Source organism: Epilithonimonas hispanica (assembly GCF_003385395.1).
Lineage (GTDB): Bacteria > Bacteroidota > Bacteroidia > Flavobacteriales > Weeksellaceae > Epilithonimonas > Epilithonimonas hispanica.
In genome coordinates, this window is record NZ_QNUG01000006.1 from 108177 (window position 1) to 125982 (window position 17806).

Annotated in this window: 16 protein-coding genes; 10 read left to right on the top strand and 6 right to left on the bottom strand. The window is 34.2% G+C overall.

Annotation, left to right across the window (positions count from 1 at the left end):
- Positions 1-40: 40 nt before the first annotated feature.
- On the bottom strand, positions 41-1669 hold the full coding sequence (locus DRF58_RS04090) for an acyl-CoA carboxylase subunit beta (RefSeq protein ID WP_116033170.1): 1629 nt from the start codon (positions 1667-1669) through the stop codon (positions 41-43).
- Positions 1670-1963: 294 nt separating this feature from the next.
- On the opposite strand from DRF58_RS04090, the gene DRF58_RS04095 reads away from it, so the two are divergent.
- The 3 genes from DRF58_RS04095 to DRF58_RS04105 are packed head-to-tail and all read left to right on the top strand — an operon-like array spanning position 1964 to position 4731.
- A complete protein-coding gene (locus DRF58_RS04095; RefSeq protein WP_116033173.1) occupies positions 1964-2863 on the top strand; it encodes a DMT family transporter in 900 nt (299 codons plus the stop codon).
- A 10-nt stretch (positions 2864-2873) separates the two neighbouring features.
- Positions 2874-3956, top strand: a complete 1083-nt coding sequence (locus DRF58_RS04100; RefSeq protein ID WP_116033175.1) for a putative type IX sorting system protein PorV2 — start codon at positions 2874-2876, stop codon at positions 3954-3956.
- Between the two features lie 25 nt (positions 3957-3981).
- Entirely contained in the window at positions 3982-4731 is a 750-nt protein-coding gene (locus DRF58_RS04105) for a hypothetical protein (protein ID WP_116033178.1), read from the top strand.
- A gap of 75 nt (positions 4732-4806) precedes the next feature.
- On the opposite strand, the gene DRF58_RS04110 is transcribed toward DRF58_RS04105, so the two are convergent.
- The gene (locus DRF58_RS04110) at positions 4807-5442 is read right to left on the bottom strand and encodes a peroxiredoxin (protein ID WP_116033181.1); all 636 of its coding nucleotides are present in this window, start codon (positions 5440-5442) and stop codon (positions 4807-4809) included.
- Between the two features lie 135 nt (positions 5443-5577).
- Positions 5578-6093: a hypothetical protein gene (locus DRF58_RS04115; protein ID WP_116033183.1), complete on the bottom strand. Its 516-nt coding sequence runs from the start codon at positions 6091-6093 to the stop codon at positions 5578-5580.
- A gap of 114 nt (positions 6094-6207) precedes the next feature.
- On the opposite strand from DRF58_RS04115, the gene DRF58_RS04120 reads away from it, so the two are divergent.
- From DRF58_RS04120 to DRF58_RS04145, 6 genes are all read left to right on the top strand, one after another.
- On the top strand, positions 6208-7956 hold the full coding sequence (locus tag DRF58_RS04120) for a glycoside hydrolase family 3 protein (RefSeq protein WP_116033186.1): 1749 nt from the start codon (positions 6208-6210) through the stop codon (positions 7954-7956).
- A gap of 69 nt (positions 7957-8025) precedes the next feature.
- Positions 8026-8433 (top strand): GxxExxY protein, encoded by a 408-nt coding sequence (locus tag DRF58_RS04125; protein ID WP_116033187.1) that lies wholly within the window; start codon positions 8026-8028, stop codon positions 8431-8433.
- A gap of 157 nt (positions 8434-8590) precedes the next feature.
- Positions 8591-9748, top strand: a complete 1158-nt coding sequence (gene bshA, locus DRF58_RS04130) for an N-acetyl-alpha-D-glucosaminyl L-malate synthase BshA (protein ID WP_116033190.1) — start codon at positions 8591-8593, stop codon at positions 9746-9748.
- Between the two features lie 94 nt (positions 9749-9842).
- Positions 9843-11111: a DUF2851 family protein gene (locus DRF58_RS04135; protein WP_116033192.1), complete on the top strand. Its 1269-nt coding sequence runs from the start codon at positions 9843-9845 to the stop codon at positions 11109-11111.
- Positions 11101-11322 (top strand): PspC family transcriptional regulator, encoded by a 222-nt coding sequence (locus DRF58_RS04140; RefSeq protein WP_116033195.1) that lies wholly within the window; start codon positions 11101-11103, stop codon positions 11320-11322. The genes DRF58_RS04135 and DRF58_RS04140 overlap by 11 nt, the downstream gene beginning before the upstream one ends.
- Positions 11323-11382: 60 nt before the next feature.
- Positions 11383-12216, top strand: a complete 834-nt coding sequence (locus DRF58_RS04145; protein WP_116033197.1) for a GLPGLI family protein — start codon at positions 11383-11385, stop codon at positions 12214-12216.
- Between the two features lie 75 nt (positions 12217-12291).
- On the opposite strand, the gene DRF58_RS04150 is transcribed toward DRF58_RS04145, so the two are convergent.
- From DRF58_RS04150 to DRF58_RS04160, 3 genes are read right to left on the bottom strand one after another with little or no spacing between them, the layout of a single operon-like run.
- Positions 12292-13065, bottom strand: a complete 774-nt coding sequence (locus DRF58_RS04150; protein WP_116033200.1) for a succinate dehydrogenase/fumarate reductase iron-sulfur subunit — start codon at positions 13063-13065, stop codon at positions 12292-12294.
- 23 nt (positions 13066-13088) lie between these two features.
- Positions 13089-15101 carry a fumarate reductase/succinate dehydrogenase flavoprotein subunit gene (locus tag DRF58_RS04155; RefSeq protein WP_116033202.1) on the bottom strand — a complete coding sequence of 671 codons (2013 nt, stop codon included), beginning with the start codon at positions 15099-15101 and terminating at the stop codon, positions 13089-13091.
- A 10-nt stretch (positions 15102-15111) separates the two neighbouring features.
- The gene (locus DRF58_RS04160; RefSeq protein WP_116033205.1) at positions 15112-15771 is read right to left on the bottom strand and encodes a succinate dehydrogenase cytochrome b subunit; all 660 of its coding nucleotides are present in this window, start codon (positions 15769-15771) and stop codon (positions 15112-15114) included.
- Between the two features lie 200 nt (positions 15772-15971).
- Between DRF58_RS04160 and DRF58_RS04165 the strand changes: the two genes are divergently transcribed.
- The gene (locus DRF58_RS04165; protein ID WP_116033207.1) at positions 15972-17585 is read left to right on the top strand and encodes an AMP-binding protein; all 1614 of its coding nucleotides are present in this window, start codon (positions 15972-15974) and stop codon (positions 17583-17585) included.
- The last annotated feature ends 221 nt before the right edge of the window (positions 17586-17806 follow it).

Here is a 17806-nt window from a genome sequence, read left to right on the forward strand (position 1 = left end):
CTCTCAATGAAGAGAGTTTTTCAATTATTGTATTTTTAATTTAAACTTGAATCACTCCAAGATTAAATTTTTCCGTAATTGGAGAATGGTTAGCTGCTTCTATTCCCATACTAATCCATTTTCTGGTATCTAGAGGGTTGATAATTGCGTCTGTCCAAAGTCTTGCTGCGGCGTAAGTTGGCTGGATTTGTTTGTTGTAATCTTTCAGGATTTTATCAAGAATTTCTTTTCTTTCTTCTTCCGAAATTTCCTTTCCTTGTTTTTTAAGCGAAGATTCTTGGATTTGCAATAATACGTTTCCTGCTTGGGATCCGCCCATAACCGCTAATTCTGCCCACGGCCAAGCAACAATTAATCTTGGATCATAGGCTTTCCCGCACATCGCATAATTTCCTGCGCCATAAGAATTTCCTGTAATCACCGTGAATTTTGGAACCACAGAATTAGAAACTGCATTTACCATTTTTGCGCCGTCTTTTATAATTCCGCCGTGTTCGGATTTGGAACCCACCATAAAACCTGTAACATCCTGAAGGAAAACCAACGGGATTTTTCTCTGATTACAGTTAGCAATAAAACGTGTTGCTTTATCTGCAGAATCGGAATAAATCACACCTCCAAATTGCATTTCACCTTTTCCACTTTTGACTAATTTTCTTTGATTGGCAACAATTCCCACGCTCCAACCGTCGATTCTTGCGGTTGCACAAATAATACTTTTCCCATAATCGGGTTTATATTCTTCATATTCTGAATTGTCGACCAGACATTTGATGATTTCAAAAGTGTCATATTGTTCAGATCTTTCAGCTGGCATTATACCGAAAATATTGTCAGGGTTTTCTTTTGGAGGAAAACTTTCGGTTCTGTCAAATCCAGCTTTGTTGTAATCACCAATAGATTTCAGGATAGTTTTAATTCTATCCAAAGCATCTTTGTCGTTTTTAGCTTTATAGTCGGTAACGCCAGAAATTTCGCAATGTGTGGTTGCGCCTCCAAGTGTTTCGTTATCAATATTTTCGCCAATTGCGGCTTTTACAAGATAGCTTCCGGCTAAAAAGATGCTTCCGGTTTTGTCTACAATCATAGCTTCATCGCTCATAATTGGGAGATATGCGCCACCAGCGACACAACTTCCCATTATCGCAGAAATCTGAATAATCCCAGACGAACTCATTTTGGCGTTGTTTCGGAAAATTCTTCCAAACATCTCTTTATCTGGGAAAATCTCATCCTGCATTGGTAAGAAAACTCCGGCAGAATCAACTAAGTAAATAATTGGTAAACGGTTTTCCATGGCAATTTCCTGTGCTCTTAGATTTTTCTTCCCAGTAATTGGAAACCAAGCACCAGCTTTTACAGTGGCATCGTTTGCAACTACAATACATTGTTTTCCAGATATATATCCCATCATCACAACTACGCCGCCAGCAGGACAACCACCTTGGTCTTCGTACATCTCGTAACCAGCAAATGCTCCAATTTCTATAGAATCAGAATTTTTATCAAAAAGATATTCCAATCTTTCTCTTACAGTCAATTTACCTTGATCTCGCTGTTTTTGAAGTGCTTTTTCACCTCCGCCCAACTTGATTTTTGCCAAGAGTTTTTTGGTGTCAGAAAGTTTCAGTTTGTTGATGTCCTCTCTTTTATTGAATTCTAAATCCATAAGGTTTTCTTTGGGCTTAAAGATAAAATTTTTTGATTGATACTAAAATAAGATTCAATATTGTTTTTCTTAGAGTAAACTCATCCAATATAATAATCTGAATATTTTATCGTTAGAGGTTTAGAATAAGATGAATTTTAGTTAGTTTATGTTTATTTTTAATAAGTTTTCTTATTAAGAGATCCGTATAGTTTTATACGGATTTTTTATATTATTTGTATTTCAAATCTAATTCTTATAGATAAATGTCCCTTTTTTATTCTAATTTTGCAAATTGAAAAATCGATAGTTCTAATGAAGAATTCTTATTTGCTGAGGTTGCATTTTATTGTGTTTTTGTGGGGATTCACAGCTATTTTGGGAAAATTGATTTTGGCGGAGGCTCAGGTTCTTGTATTTTACAGAATGTTGTTTGCTGCAATCTTTCTTTATTTCTATTTAAGATTAGTAAAAAAAGAAAGCATCAAAGTTTCTAAGAATTTATTATTCAAATTAATTGGAATTGGAAGTGTAATGGCTTTTCACTGGCTGTTCTTTTTTCAATCTATTAAGGTTTCTAATGTTTCCATCGCTTTGTCTTGTCTTTCTTTATCAACGTTATTTGCAGCATTGATAGAACCTTTGGTTTTCAGAAGAAAGCCAGATTGGACAGAGATTATCATTGGAGTCATTATTGTGGTTTGTATTTCTTTAATCTTCAATGCGGAACTTAAATATAAGGAAGGAATCATCTACGGAATTTTATGTGCACTTTTTGGAACCATTTTTTCTGTTTTTAATGGAAAAATTTTTGGCAAAACCAGTTCAGGAAATATTATTTTTTATGAGATCGCAGGAGGTTGGTTGGTTATCAGTTTGTTTTTTCTTTTTACAGGACAAATTTCGTCTATCAGCGAAATAAGTTATACAGATATTGCGTTAGTATTATTGTTGGCTTCTGTCTTTACGGCTTATCCAATGTTTGAAAGTGTTAAATTGATGAAGTTCATTTCCCCTTTCACATTGATTTTGACAGTAAATCTTGAACCAGTTTACGGGATTATCTTAGCTTTTTTTATCTTTGGAGCATCAGAGCATATGAGTCCTATTTTTTATGGCGCTTCTTTTATAATGATTGCCTCGATTGTAGTGAATGGAATTATAAAATCGAAAAGAAAAAAAGAAGTTGCAATTACAGATTCAGAATCTCTGTAAACACTTGTTAATGAAAAGAATTTTATTTTTTTTACTGATTATTTTGGCCCAATTTTCTGATGCTCAAATCATCAGAAAGTATTCTAATGAATTCCTGAATATCGGTGCTGGAGCTAGAGGTCTTGCAATGGGAGGTGCTGTAGTTTCTAACCAAGATGACGTCTATTCTCCAATGTGGAATCCTGCTGGTCTGATGAAAATAGATCAGGATTGGCAAGTAGCTGCGATGCATGCAGAATACTTTGAGTCGATTGCCAAATACGATTATCTTTCCTATGCCAAACCTTTGGATTATGGAAATGGTGTTTTTGCCATTTCATTAGTGAGATTAGGTGTAGATAATATCCTTAATACAACTCAATTAATCGATTCTGAAGGTAATATTGATTATGATAAAATCAGTTCCTTTTCCACAGCAGATTATGCTGCTCTTTTTTCATACGCTTTTCATCCCAACGGAAATCAAAAATTGGACGTTGGTGCAACCGCAAAAATAGTTTACCGAAATATTGGGAAGTTTGCAAGTGGCTATGGATTTGGATTTGATGTTGGTGCAATTTACCATACAGATACAGATTGGAATTATGGATTTATGCTAAGAGATGCGACTACAACAGTCAATTTCTGGACAATTAATCAGGCAGAATTATCAACAGTCGTGAATGGAGAAGAATTTAATCCAGCTCCTGCGGATAAGATGGAAATCACAATGCCGAAACTTAATGTCGGTATTAGCAAAACCTTTGAATTCAATAGAGATTTGAAATTATTACCAGAAGCTGGCGTTAATATAGATTTTGCAAAAACTGCAGCTTTAATTTCTACAGATTTTGCAAGTATCACACCTTATGCAGGTGGAGAATTGATTTTCCAAGATATGATTTTTGTGAGATTAGGTTTCAATAGATTTCAAACGATTTCTGACATCGAGGATCTTAAAAGAAAAGTATCTTTCCAACCAAGCGCAGGGATTGGAATCAAATATAAAGGCTTAACTTTGGATTATGCCATCACCAATTCTGGAATTGGTGGTTCCAATTTTTACTCCAATTTCTTCTCTTTGAAGTTGGATATGCAAGGCTTCAGAAATTAATAATATTATTTATAACTTCGTTATTATGAAAAAAATATCCATTTTCTTATCCGTTATTTTTCTTGTATTAATAAAGGCTCAAACAGTTTCCGATTACAAATACATTTTGATTCCACAAGAATTCAATGATTTCAAAGACAACAAAGATTATGGATTAGGTATTATCATGGAAAAATCTTTGAAAGGAAAAAAGTATGTTGTTCTTTCTGAAACCAAAACAAGTTGGCCAGCAGAGGCACTTACGAATCCTTGTAAAGTATTAGCAACAGACGTTCTGAATGATAAAAGTATGTTCAGAAACAAAATTATTTTGAATTTTAAAGATTGTAATAATCAAGTTGTTTTTACAGAAAAGGGTAGTAGTACAATTAAAGAATTCGAGCCTGGCTTTCAAGATGCTTTGAAACAAGGTTTGGCTAAAGTTCCTATTTCAAATCCTAGTGCGACAATAGAAAAAATAGCAGAATCAAAGCCTGTTGAAGAAATTAAAAAGGTGGATGATGTAAAAGTTGCTCAATCTCCAGCAGCGCAAAAATATAAGAACGGAAGTTTGAGTTTGCAAAGGATTCAAATTGATAATAGTCAATTTATCTTGGTAGATGGAAACAGTTCTGTTCCTTTTGCAACGTTCAGAGCGACAACCAAGCAAGATGTTTTTCGAGTAAAATTAGCCTCTGGTGTTTCTACAATTGGTTATTATGAAAACGGAAATATTGTCATCGAAATTCCAAAAAACAATGATGAATTTTCTAAAGAAGTTTTCTCAGTAAATTAATTTCCACAATTATCGAATATAATAAAAGCTCCAAATGTTGGAGCTTTTTTCAATTAGAACTAGAAAAATTTGACCTTACTTATTAGGTTGTGGAGTATATCTCAAATATGGTTTTATAACTTTCACGCCTTTTGTAAATTTCTTCTCGGCATCTTCCTGCGATACAGCTGGTGGAATTATCACATCTTCTCCATCTTTCCAATCAACTGGCGTTGCAACCCCATAACCATCTACGAGTTGTAAAGAATCCAAAACTCTCAGGATTTCTGTAAAGTTTCTTCCTGTAGAAGCGGGATAAGTGATGATGAGTCTTACTTTTTTATTGGGATCAATAATTAATAATGATCTTACAGTCAGAGTTGCGCTCGCATTCGGATGGATAAAATCGTATAATTCTGAAACTTTTTTGTCCTGATCTGCAATAATCGGGAATTCAACTTCTGTATTTTGAGTTTCATTAATATCGGAGATCCAACCTTTATGATTGTCAATTCCGTCAACGCTTAACGCTAAAACTTTTGTATTTCTTTTATCGAATTCTGGTTTCAGTTGTGATGTTTTTCCCAATTCAGTTGTACAAACGGGTGTATAATCTGCTGGATGTGAAAATAAAATTCCCCAGGAATCTCCGAGAAATTCGTAAAAATTAAGATTTCCTAAACTGCTTTCTGCATTAAAATCCGGAGCGGTATCGCCAAGTTTTATAGACATAATATTTACATTTTTTGATTAATGAATAACAAATTTAATATAAAAAATTTAATTCATACTAATTTAGTATTATTTATTTTTAGTCACAAAAAAAACCACAAATTCTGTGGTTTTACTTTTTTTGTGAGGTTGGGGTTACAATGTTCCAACTTTGCTTTCATCAATATTGTATTTAGCAATAATCTCCTCGTAAGACAATTTTTTTAAATCTTCCAAGGTAGCGTTTTTTCCATATACCGCTGGAACTAACACCACTCTGAATGTTTGGTTATTCAAATATTGCGGAGTTGTACTAAGATCATAAGTTCCTCCGGCATAAATCATAAAATCATTCTTAGAGAAATCAAAATCATAATCTAATTCTCCCTGATCTAAATAAAGTGTTCTTGGGATTTGTTGCCAAACTGGAGCATTGCCAGATGTTCCTGTTTGTCTGAATATAACAACATAATCTTGATCCAACATTGGATTGTTAAAATTCTGACCATAATGCCATCCCAAGTCATTATTATAAGAAAAATTAACATTTCTAAGGTCATATACAGCAGGATAATCCACATCTACTTGTACATAAACATCATCGTCATCCTTACAGCTGAAGATAAATAAGCTACCAACTAACAATAATAAAAGGGGCAAAAACTTTTTCATAGGTATAAATATTTTACGTTAAAATTTAATTACAAATTACAGACCATAAAAATAGCTAATTTCCGTGGAATTAATATCTTTATGGAAACTTTCTGAATTTTAGATTTTCAAAATATGAAAAGGTTAAGTCTTCTATTAATAACTTTTATTTCACAAATTTATTTCACTCAGTATCAGCCTAAAAATATTTCCAATTCGGATATTAAAAAAGCTAATGACTGGGTTGATAAAACATACAACTCACTTTCGCAGGATGAAAAGTTGGGACAACTCTTTATTGTTGCGCTTTATACTAATAAAGATGAGGCTCATATCAGTCAAATTAGAAATATTGTTAACCAAGATAAAATCGGTGGATTGATTCTAATGCAGGACGATGCAGAAAGAGAAATTAATTTGGTTAATGAATTTCAAGCTAAGTCAAAAGTTCCATTAATGATTGGAATGGACGCAGAATGGGGATTATTCCAAAGGATTGCAAAGGCTCATAAATATCCGTGGGCAATTGCTTTGGGAGCGATTCAAGATAAAAATCTGATTTATGAGATGTCTGCTAAGATTGCTGAAGATTGCAAAAGAATGGGCATCAATTGGGATTTTGCGCCGGTTGTGGATGTCAACACCAATCCAAACAATCCCATTATTGGAAACAGAAGTTTTGGTTCTGATGTCAATAATGTTGTGAATTCTGCTTTGGCTTATTCCAACGGTTTGCAGGACAACAGAATTTTGGCCGCGATTAAACATTTTCCGGGTCACGGTGATACAGACAAAGATTCCCATCTGGATTTGCCGGTTGTTTCTCATAATTTGGAAAGATTGGAAAAAATCGAAATTGCGCCTTTCAAAGCGTTGATGAATAAAGGAATTGGTGGAGTAATGGTTGCGCATCTTTACGTTCCAAGTCTCGAAAATGAAAAAGGAATTCCAGCCTCGGTTTCTAAAAAAATCGTGACTGGACTTCTGAAAGAAAAATTAGGTTACAAAGGTTTGATTATTACCGATGCGCTTAATATGGGTGCTGTTGCTAATAAATTCAAAGCGGGAGAATTGGATGCAATGGCTTTCAAAGCAGGAAATGATTTGATGTTATTTTCACAGGATGTTGCAACTGGAAAAAAATTAATCCAAAAAGCGATTGATAACGGCGAAATCCAGCAAAATAGAGTAGAAGAGAGCGTAAAGAAGATTCTTTTGACTAAATATTATTTAGGTTTAAATCAATACAACAATATCAATCCGGAAAACGTCAACGAGGATTTGAATAATGCGTCACATTCTGTTTTAGTTCAGAAAATGTATGCTAATGCTTTGACGTTAATTAAAGATGAGAAAAAGCTGTTGCCATTGGATTGTAAAGAAACGTACTATTACGTTCCGTTAGAAGAAGCGCCTTATGAAACTTTCCTGAATCAACTTAATCTCGGAACAACAGTTATTTTTAAAAATTCAAATGAAATCAATACCATTCCAGCCAATTCGAAAGTGATTGTTGGATTCCATAAAGATAATTCTACAGCTTATAAACCTTACAAAATTTCTGATGCAAGCAAGAAAATTTTGTCAGATTTAACCAAGAATCAAAATGTCATTTTGGATGTTTTCGGAAGCCCTTATGCATTAAAAGATATTGATATTTCTAAAGTTTCTACAGTTTTGGTTTCTTACGAAAATAATGACGACGCAATGAAAGCCACAGCCAACGGAATTTTGGGACAAACCAAAATCTCAGGAAGACTTCCAGTTTTGGTAAATGACCAATTGAAATTCGGACTAGGAATGGATGTTGAAGCGAAAATTCAAAATAAAACTGATAGAAAAAATAGTTCAGAAACGAAAAATTCTAAGATAGTAATGGAGTAAATTTATAACCACAAAAGTCACAAAAGTTTTTTACATACTATAAAGTTAAAATAAGGAAAAATAAAAACAATGATAACGCAATCTTATTTGACAGATTTAACTTATAAAATCAACGGAGCTTGTATTGAAGTTCACAAACATTTAGGTTCTGGCTTATTAGAAAGTGTTTATTGTGAAGCTTTGAAAGAAGAATTTGCATTAAGAAATATTAATTTCAAATCAGAATTTAGAATTGATGTTATTTTTAAGGAGAAAGTTTTAAATTGTGATTTCAGATGTGATTTTTTGATTGAAGAAATAATTGTTTTGGAAATTAAATCAGTCAAAAGAATTGAAGATATTCATAAAGCTCAACTCTTAAATTATATGGGATTATTAAAAGTTCCGAAAGGAATTCTTATTAATTTCAATGTGAAAAATATCTTTCACGAAGGGCAAGAAACATTTGTCAATAAATATTACGAACAATTAATGTGATTTTTTATAAACCACAAAAGTCACAAAAGAAAGAGCAAAAATTCTCTTTTTAAAGTAGAATGCTAAGCCTTATTTTATCTTTAAAAATCAGATTGATTTCTCTTCAAAAAACTTTTGTGACTTTTGTGGTTCAAAAATAAAACAATAAAAAAGTAAAATGAAAATAGGAATACTTTGCTATCCAACTTACGGCGGAAGCGGAATTGTGGCAACAGAATTAGGAATGAGTTTAGCCGATAAAGGCTTTGAAGTTCATTTCATCAGTTCAGCTTTGCCAGCACGTTTGGATGTTACCAATCCGAATATTTTTTTCCATAAAGTCAACGTTCAGACCTATCCGTTGTTCCAATATCAGCCTTACGATATCGCATTGTCATCGATGATTTATCGTGTGGTAAATCTTTATAAACTGGATATTCTTCACGCTCATTATGCGATTCCTTATGCTTATGCTGCTTTTACGGCGAAGCAAATGCTGAAAGCGGACAATAAAGATATTCCTTTGGTAACAACGCTTCACGGGACAGATATTACTTTGGTAGGACAACACCCAAGTTATAAACACGCAGTGGAATTTTCTATCAATCAAAGTGATACAATTACGTCAGTATCACAAAGTTTGAAAAAAGATACATTGCAGTTTTTCAATATTCAGAAGGAAATTCAAGTTATAACCAATTTTATTGATAATTCGGTTTTTGATGATTGCAAAACTTGTCAGAGAGAACAATTTGCGAGTGATGATGAGAAAATCCTGATTCACGTTTCCAATCTTCGTCCGGTTAAGAGAATTCAGGATGTTTTGGAAATTTTCAAAAACGTTAATAAGAAAGTCAAGTCAAAACTAATTATCATTGGTGAAGGCCCGGAAATGGAAAAAATCTCTGAGTTTATGGAGAATAATCCAGACTTGATTGGAAAAATCAAATTGCTTGGAAAAGTGAATAATCTTTATCATATTTTACAGCTTTCTGATGTGTTTCTTTTGCCTTCGGAACAGGAAAGTTTTGGTTTGGCGGCGTTGGAAGCAATGGCGGCAAGAACACCGGTTATCAGTAGTAATGCAGGTGGAATTCCGGAAGTTAATATCCAAGGAGAAACCGGATTTTTGGCAGAAACCGGAAATGTAGAAGCGATGTCTAATTATTGTATTAAGCTGTTGAGCGATGAAACTCTTCTTTCCGAAATGAAAAAGAATGCGAAAGCTCAGGCTATTCATTTTGACTTGAAAAATATTCTTCCGATTTATATTGAAATGTATCAGAATACGATTGCCAAATTTGAAGAAGCAAAATTAATTAATGCTGGAAATTAGAAGTTAATCTAGTATTAATTAAAATATGTAACTTAAACCTTTCGAAGTTTTCAACTTTGGAAGGTTTTTTTATTTAACAGAAATCAGCACACAAATGAATGAAGAAATATTACAATATCTCTGGAACTTTAAGAAATTTGGAAACTTTGACTTTATCTCCACAGACGGAAGGAAAATCGAAATTTTAGAATTCGGAGAATGGAACAAAAACTCCGGTCCGGATTTTCTCTTTGCCAAAATCAAGATTGATGACCTGATTTTTGCCGGCAATATCGAGATTCATATCAAAGCTTCCGATTGGTTTTTTCATAATCATTCCGGTAATCCGGAGTTTGGAAATCTGATTCTTCACGCAGTTTATATTAATGATTGTGATATTCCTGAATTAGAAAAACAGAATATTCCAACGCTTGAGCTGAAGAATTATATTGATGAAGAACTGATTTTGAAACATCAGAATCTGAGCAAAGAACATTCTTTTATCGCTTGTGATGAGTTGTTTGATAAGAATAAGATTCCGCTTTTTTTCCAGGAAGAAGTTTTGCTCAAAAAGTTGGATGAAAAATCTGAAATTTTTGGAAAATCACTCCTTAATTATCAAAATAATTACGAAGCTGTTTTGTTCCAGAACTTGGCTTATACGTTTGGATTGAAGGTAAATGCAGAAATTTTTCTTCAAATGGCAGAAAGTCTGGATTTCTCTATAGTGCAGAAAATCAAACAAAATCCAACTCAATTAGAAGCTTTATTTTTCGGAATCTGTGACTTTTTGGATGAATCAAAAGATGAAAGAATGCAAATTTGGAAACGTGAATTTGATTTCTTAAAAGTGAAATTTAATTTATCTGATTTTAGAATTCATCCCAAATTCTCCAAACTTCGTCCTCCAAATTTTCCAACAATAAGATTGTCACAATTAGCGAATCTTTATCATTCTCAACCTAATCTTTTTTCAAAGCTGATTGAAGCAAAATCAATTGAAGATTTATACAAAATCTTCGAAGATGTGAAAGCTTCTGGATATTGGGATAATCGTTTCAATTTTGGAAAAATTTCATCCGTTGAGAGTAAGAAGTATCTCAGTCAGGATTTCATCGATCTAATTATTATCAATACGATTTTGCCCTTGAAATATTTCTACTATAAAAACCATAATCCGGAAATAGTAGATGATATTTTCGAATTTTATAAGCAGATGAAACCTGAGAAAAATTCAGTTTTGGATGAATGGAAAAAATTGGGTCTGAAATTCGAAAATGCTTCGCAAACGCAGGCGTTTCTTTATCAATACAAAGTATTCTGCAATCAGAAAAAATGCTTAAATTGCAGTATTGGTTTTCAATTACTGAATAATGATAGATAATATTCGCCACAGATTCGAGAGAGAATGGTTTGGAGTTTTGACGAGATACGGAACTAAATTAGGAATTCCTGTTTCCAAACTGCGTGTTTTATTTATCTATTCGACATTTGCAACTGCAGGAATTTTCTTTTTGTTTTATCTTGGTTTAGGATTTTTTCTTTGGATAAAAGACTGCATCATTACCAAAAGACCTAGTGTTTTTGATTTGTAGGCTGTTTGTATTGCTCTTATTAGAAAAAAAATTGAAAACTTTATCAAAACAAAAACTAATATGAAAAAACTAATTCTACTTTTATCATTTCTCTTATTTTCTTTCAGTTATTCTCAAATTAACAGGTTTGTATATGAAGTCAAATTTGTTCGCGATACAATTGCTAAAACAGCTTTTACAAATGCAATTTTTTTGGATGATGATAACAAGAATGTAAAATTTTATAATCAAGAATTGTACGAAGAAGATTCTATTCAAAAAGCTACAAAAATACACAGTTCGGGGATTACATTGGGTACTAGTTTGATGCTAAAGCGAAATGTAAACAGTTTTGATAATGAGAATTATGTCTTCGTTGATACAGATTATTATAGCTATAAATCGACAGACAAAATGAAGTGGGAAATATTATCGGAAACCAAAACTCAAAAAGGATTTACCCTACAGAAAGCAACAACCGAGTTTGGAGGTAGGAAATGGACAGCGTGGTTTTCAAAAGATATTCCTATTAATCAAGGTCCTTATAAATTTCAAGGTTTGCCCGGACTTATTTTTCAAATTGAAGATGAAAAAAAACATTATAGTTTCAATTTAGTCGAAATTAAAAAACTCGATTCTCCTTATGATACGACTAGAATTTTAGAAAGTAATTTTGGTAAGAAAGCTATTCCTATCAGTTTAGAAAAATATAATGAGATTCTTTCTGATGCCTACTACAACCCATACTCCGAAATAAGAACAAAATTATCAAAAGGCGAAGATTACACTTTTTCTGCTTATGGTAAAGAAATCAAAACGACAAAGGATTTGGATGAAGTAAGGAAAATCATTCAGGAGACTAAGCGTAAAAACTATAATCCTATTGAAATAGATAAAGCCATAAAATATAAATAATAAAAAATCCGATTGAATAGACAACCGGATTTATATTTTATAAGAAGTCTGAAATCTGACTTCTGAAATCTAATATTAAGAATTAGCTGTAGAAATGTTTGCTGTAACATATTCTCTGTTCATTCTTGCGATGTTTTCCAGAGAGATACCTTTTGGACATTCTACTTCACAAGCTCCGGTATTTGAACAGTTTCCGAAACCTTCTTCGTCCATTGCTTTTACCATATTCAGAACTCTTCTTTTTGCTTCTACACGACCTTGAGGTAATAATGCGAACTGAGAAACTTTTGCTCCAACGAACAACATTGCAGAACCGTTTTTACAAGTCGCAACACAAGCTCCACAACCAATACAAGCTGCTGCATCCATTGCTTTGTCTGCATCTTCTTTTGGAACCGGAATTGCGTTTGCATCCAAAGTGTTTCCTGAAGTGTTTACAGAAACAAATCCACCTGCAGCCATCACTCTGTCGAATGCACTTCTATCAACCACCAAATCCTTGATCACAGGAAAAGCAGCACTTCTCCAAGGCTCGATGTGAATCGTTTCGCCATCTTTGAAATGACGCATATGCAGCTGACAAGTGGTGATTCCTGTATCTGGACCGTGTGCTCTACCATTGATGTAAAGTGAACACATTCCGCAGATTCCTTCACGACAATCGTGGTCAAACGCAACGGGGTCTTTTCCCTCGTTGATTAACTGCTCGTTCAAGATATCCAACATTTCTAAGAATGAAGAATCTGTAGAAACATCAGAAATTTTATAAGTATCGAATTGTCCCTTCGATTTATTATTTTTTTGTCTCCAAATTTTCAGCGTAAGATTTAAGCCTTTTTTTGCACTCATTTTTATATATTTTTGAATGGAGATTATTTGTAACTTCTTGCTTTAACTTCGATGTTTTCGTACACCAAATCCTCTTTATGAACTACAGACTGGTTGATATCCATTCCTTTGTATTCCCAAGCGGCAACATATTTATAATTCACGTCATCACGTTCTGCTTCACCTTCTGGTGTTGCGTGATCTTCACGGAAGTGTCCTCCGCAAGATTCGTTTCTGTTAAGCGCATCAATTGCCATCAATTGTCCTAGTTCCAAGAAATCTGCAACTCTGAACGCTTTTTCCAATTCTGGATTCAAGTTATCAGCATCACCAGGAACTTTTACATTTTTCCAGAAATCATTTCTTACTTCTTCGATTTCTTTGATAGCTTCTTTCAAACCTTCAGGCGTTCTTCCCATTCCAACTTTGTTCCACATAATGTGACCCAATTGCTTGTGGAAATGGTCAACAGAGTGAGTTCCTTTGTTATTAAGGAAGAAATCGATTTTATCTTTAATTCCTTTTTCGGCTTCATCAAATGCTGCTGAATCAGTTGGGATTTTACCAGTTCTAATGTCTGCAGAAAGATAATCTGCAATCGTGTAAGGAAGAACGAAATATCCGTCTGCCAAACCTTGCATCAAAGCAGAAGCTCCTAATCTGTTTGCTCCGTGGTCTGAGAAGTTAGCTTCTCCGATTACGAAACAACCAGGGATTGTAGATTGCAAGTTATAATCTACCCAAACACCACCCATTGTGTAGTGAACCGCAGGATAGATTTTCATTGGTGTTTTATAAGGATCATCAGCAGTAATCTTCTCGTACATTACGAATAAGTTACCGTATTTTTCCTCTATCCAAGCTTTTCCAAGATCATAAATCTGTTGCTCAGTTGGATTATGAATATGTTTTTCGATTGCGGTTTCCTTACCTTTTTTCATAATTTCCGTTGAAAAATCTAGGTAAACACCTTCTTTCGTATCATTATTTTCGATTCCGAAACCTGCGTCACATCTTTCTTTTCCAGCTCTGGAAGCAACGTCTCTCGGCACCAAGTTTCCAAAAGCAGGATATCTTCTTTCAAGATAGTAATCTCTATCTTCTTCTTTGATATTTTCTGGTCTCAGTTTTCCTTCTCTGATGGCTACAGAATCTTCAATCTTTTTAGGAACCCAAATTCTTCCTGAGTTTCTAAGAGATTCGGACATCAATGTCAATTTAGATTGCTGAGTTCCGTGAACCGGAATACAAGTCGGGTGAATCTGTACATAACAAGGATTCGCAAAATAAGCCCCTTTTTTATGAATTTTCCAAGCTGCTGAAACGTTTGAACCCATTGCATTCGTAGAAAGGAAATATACGTTTCCGTAACCTCCGGAAGCAATTACAACCGCGTGTGCAGAATGTCTTTCGATTTCTCCGGTTACAAGGTTTCTTGCAATAATTCCTCTTGCTTTTCCATCAACGATTACTAAGTCTAGCATCTCGTGACGGTTATACATCTGGATTCTACCTTTACCGATTTGACGGCTCATTGCAGAATATGCTCCTAATAATAACTGTTGACCAGTTTGTCCTTTTGCGTAGAAAGTTCTTTTTACCTGAACTCCACCAAATGAACGGTTATCTAATTGGCCACCATACTCACGTCCAAAAGGAACACCTTGAGCAACACATTGGTCGATGATATTTGCAGAAACTTCTGCTAATCTGTAAACGTTAGCTTCTCTTGCACGGTAATCTCCACCTTTGATGGTATCGTAGAACAATCTGTAAGTTGAGTCACCATCACCTTGATAGTTCTTAGCAGCGTTGATACCTCCTTGAGCAGCAATAGAGTGCGCTCTTCTTGGAGAATCTTGATAGCAGAATGCTTTTACGTTGTATCCTTGTTCAGCAAGAGTCGCAGCAGCAGAACCACCGGCTAATCCTGTCCCAACAATGATAATATCTATTTTGTCTCGGTTGTTTGGCGCAACCAAGTTCATATGGTCTTTATGATTTTTCCATTTGTCCTTAAGTGGACCGTGAGGAATTTTTGAATCTAAACTCATAATTTACTTTTTATTATTGAGTAACGAAGTGAAAAATTGCGATAATGATGAACCCAAGTGGAATCAAGATAGAGTACCAAGTTCCGAAAGCTTTGATAACAGGCGTGTACTTTGGATGTCTTGCTCCGATTGATTGGAAAGAAGACTGGAATCCGTGTGCTAAGTGCAAACCTAATAATACAAAAGCAATGACATAAAGAGCAACTCTCCAAATATCGTGGAATTTGTGGTGCAATTCTTCCCAATATCTCAATTCGTCAGGATTGTTGCCTTGGATGTACTTGTAGCTGATTTCCGGAACCCAGAAATCGTAGAAGTGCAAAGCAATGAAGGCTAAAACTACTGCTCCAGAAATAATCATATTTCTAGACATCCAAGTAGAATTTGCAGAACCTTGATTCATCGCATATTTTACTGGTCTAGCCTTGTTGTTTTTGATTTCCAGAACGAATCCCATAACGAAGTGGAAAACTACAGCGAAAACCAAAATCGGTTGCATTACGAACTGAACCGCCGGATTGTATCCCATAAAATGAGATGCTGTATTGAAACCGTCTACACTAAAGACTGAAATCATATTGGTGGACACGTGCATCACCAAAAAAATCAGCAAGAACATTGCTGAAAGTGCCATAGCATATTTTCTTCCTATAGAAGATGTAATACCTGCCATAATTCTATGTTATTTGAATTTCCACAAATTTAGAAAATAGTTGAATCATATAACATTGAGAAATGTCACAAAAATACAGTTTGTAATCTTTCTAAATAATATAAATTATAAGTTAATTAAATGTTTCGTTATATTAAGTTTTTTGCACTTTCAAAATTTATTTTTCCATCTTTTTTTATAATTTTAATCTTTAAAATTTAATGAAGATGTCTTTATCGTACGCATTCGGAGCTTCATCTATTCCTTTATTGGGCGAAACAATAGGTGGAAATCTGACTAAAACCGTTGCTAGATTTCCAAACAATGAAGCATTGGTTTCTGCTCATCAAAATTACAGAGCAACTTATCAAGAATTTTATAATCAAACAACACAAGTTGCAAAAGCGCTGATTAATATTGGTGTCAAGTCTGGAGATAGAGTAGGTGTTTGGTCTGCTAATCGCTATGAATGGACACTTCTTCAATACGCAACAGCAAGAATCGGAGTGATTTTGGTGAATGTAAATCCGGCTTACAGAACCAGTGAATTGATTTTTGTGATTAACCAATCCGAGATGTCGCATATTTTTTCATCATTGACTTTCAAATCTAGTGATTATAAGAGAATGATTACTGATGCAAAAGAATTCTGCTCTACATTGAAATGTGAAGTTTTCTTTGATGACAATTGGGATGATTTCCTAAAAGGTGCAGAAAAAATTTCGGATGAAGTTTTGGAAAGTTTCGAAAATGAAGTTCAGTTTGATGACCCGGTCAATATTCAATATACATCTGGGACAACGGGTTTTCCAAAAGGTGTTACACTTTCTCATCATAATATTCTTAACAATGGATATTTCATTGGCATTAGATTGAAATATTCTGACAAAGACCGAGTTTGTATCCCGGTTCCTTTTTATCATTGTTTTGGAATGGTGATTGGCAATCTGGCTTGTACCGCTCACGGCGCTTGTATGGTAATTCCGAATGATAGTTTTGACCCAGAAATTACTTTGAAGGTTGTGACTAAAGAAAAATGTACTTCTTTATATGGAGTTCCGACAATGTTCATTGCAGAATTGGCGGTTAAAGATTTTGATTCTTATGATTTTTCGAATCTAAGAACTGGAGTAATGGCAGGTTCGGTTTGTCCACCGGAAATTATGAAAAAGGTTGAGAGTCTGATGAATATCAAAGAAATGAGCATCTGTTACGGAATGACGGAAACTTCACCTGTTTCTACGCAAACTTTGATTGGGACGCCTTTGGGAAAACAAGTTTCTACAGTTGGTACGGTTCAGGAACATTTGGAAATCAAGATTATTGATAATGATGGAAAAATCGTAAAACGTGGAGAACACGGCGAACTTTGTACAAGAGGTTATTCTGTAATGTTAAAATATTGGAATGACCCAGAGAATACAAAGAAAGTTTTGGATGACGGGCGTTGGATGCATACTGGAGATTTGGCAGTGATGGATGATGAAGGTTATATTACGATTTCTGGTAGAATCAAGGACTTGATTATTCGTGGAGGAGAAAATATTTCACCAAAAGAGATTGAGGATTTTCTTTACGCTTATCCGAATATTATGGATGTCCAAATCATCGGTGTTCCAAGTGAGAAATTTGGGGAAGAAGTAATGGCTTGGGTGAAAGTGAGAGAAGGAGCGACATTGTCAGAAGAAGAAATTTTAAATTATTGCAAAGGTCAAATCGCACATTATAAAGTTCCAAAATATTGGAAATTTGTGGACGAATTCCCAATGACTATTTCTGGAAAAGTCAGAAAAGTTGAGATGAGAGAAATTTCGATTAAAGAATTAGAATTATAAATTCCGTAAAAAACAAAGAATCCGTCTCACAACTTGAGGCGGATTTTTTTTGGTTATAATTGTTATTTTTTGTATATTTATATCTGATAATCAGATATTTGTCTATGAATTTCAAGTATTACAACCAAAATCAGACGGTGTTGTTTCCGTATAGTTTTGAGGAGTTGATTCCCGATAATCATCCTGTTCGGATTGTCAATGATATTTTGGAGAGGATCAAT

What these genes read in the sequence shown, in the direction of transcription:
- DRF58_RS04090 (WP_116033170.1), bottom strand. Translation starts at nt 1,669, where the DNA reads ATGGATTTAGAATTCAATAAAAGAGAGGACATCAACAAACTGAAACTT.
- DRF58_RS04095 (WP_116033173.1), top strand. Translation starts at nt 1,964, where the DNA reads ATGAAGAATTCTTATTTGCTGAGGTTGCATTTTATTGTGTTTTTGTGG.
- DRF58_RS04100 (WP_116033175.1), top strand. Translation starts at nt 2,874, where the DNA reads ATGAAAAGAATTTTATTTTTTTTACTGATTATTTTGGCCCAATTTTCT.
- DRF58_RS04105 (WP_116033178.1), top strand. Translation starts at nt 3,982, where the DNA reads ATGAAAAAAATATCCATTTTCTTATCCGTTATTTTTCTTGTATTAATA.
- DRF58_RS04110 (WP_116033181.1), bottom strand. Translation starts at nt 5,442, where the DNA reads ATGTCTATAAAACTTGGCGATACCGCTCCGGATTTTAATGCAGAAAGC.
- DRF58_RS04115 (WP_116033183.1), bottom strand. Translation starts at nt 6,093, where the DNA reads ATGAAAAAGTTTTTGCCCCTTTTATTATTGTTAGTTGGTAGCTTATTT.
- DRF58_RS04120 (WP_116033186.1), top strand. Translation starts at nt 6,208, where the DNA reads ATGAAAAGGTTAAGTCTTCTATTAATAACTTTTATTTCACAAATTTAT.
- DRF58_RS04125 (WP_116033187.1), top strand. Translation starts at nt 8,026, where the DNA reads ATGATAACGCAATCTTATTTGACAGATTTAACTTATAAAATCAACGGA.
- bshA (WP_116033190.1), top strand. Translation starts at nt 8,591, where the DNA reads ATGAAAATAGGAATACTTTGCTATCCAACTTACGGCGGAAGCGGAATT.
- DRF58_RS04135 (WP_116033192.1), top strand. Translation starts at nt 9,843, where the DNA reads ATGAATGAAGAAATATTACAATATCTCTGGAACTTTAAGAAATTTGGA.
- DRF58_RS04140 (WP_116033195.1), top strand. Translation starts at nt 11,101, where the DNA reads ATGATAGATAATATTCGCCACAGATTCGAGAGAGAATGGTTTGGAGTT.
- DRF58_RS04145 (WP_116033197.1), top strand. Translation starts at nt 11,383, where the DNA reads ATGAAAAAACTAATTCTACTTTTATCATTTCTCTTATTTTCTTTCAGT.
- DRF58_RS04150 (WP_116033200.1), bottom strand. Translation starts at nt 13,065, where the DNA reads ATGAGTGCAAAAAAAGGCTTAAATCTTACGCTGAAAATTTGGAGACAA.
- DRF58_RS04160 (WP_116033205.1), bottom strand. Translation starts at nt 15,771, where the DNA reads ATGGCAGGTATTACATCTTCTATAGGAAGAAAATATGCTATGGCACTT.
- DRF58_RS04165 (WP_116033207.1), top strand. Translation starts at nt 15,972, where the DNA reads ATGAAGATGTCTTTATCGTACGCATTCGGAGCTTCATCTATTCCTTTA.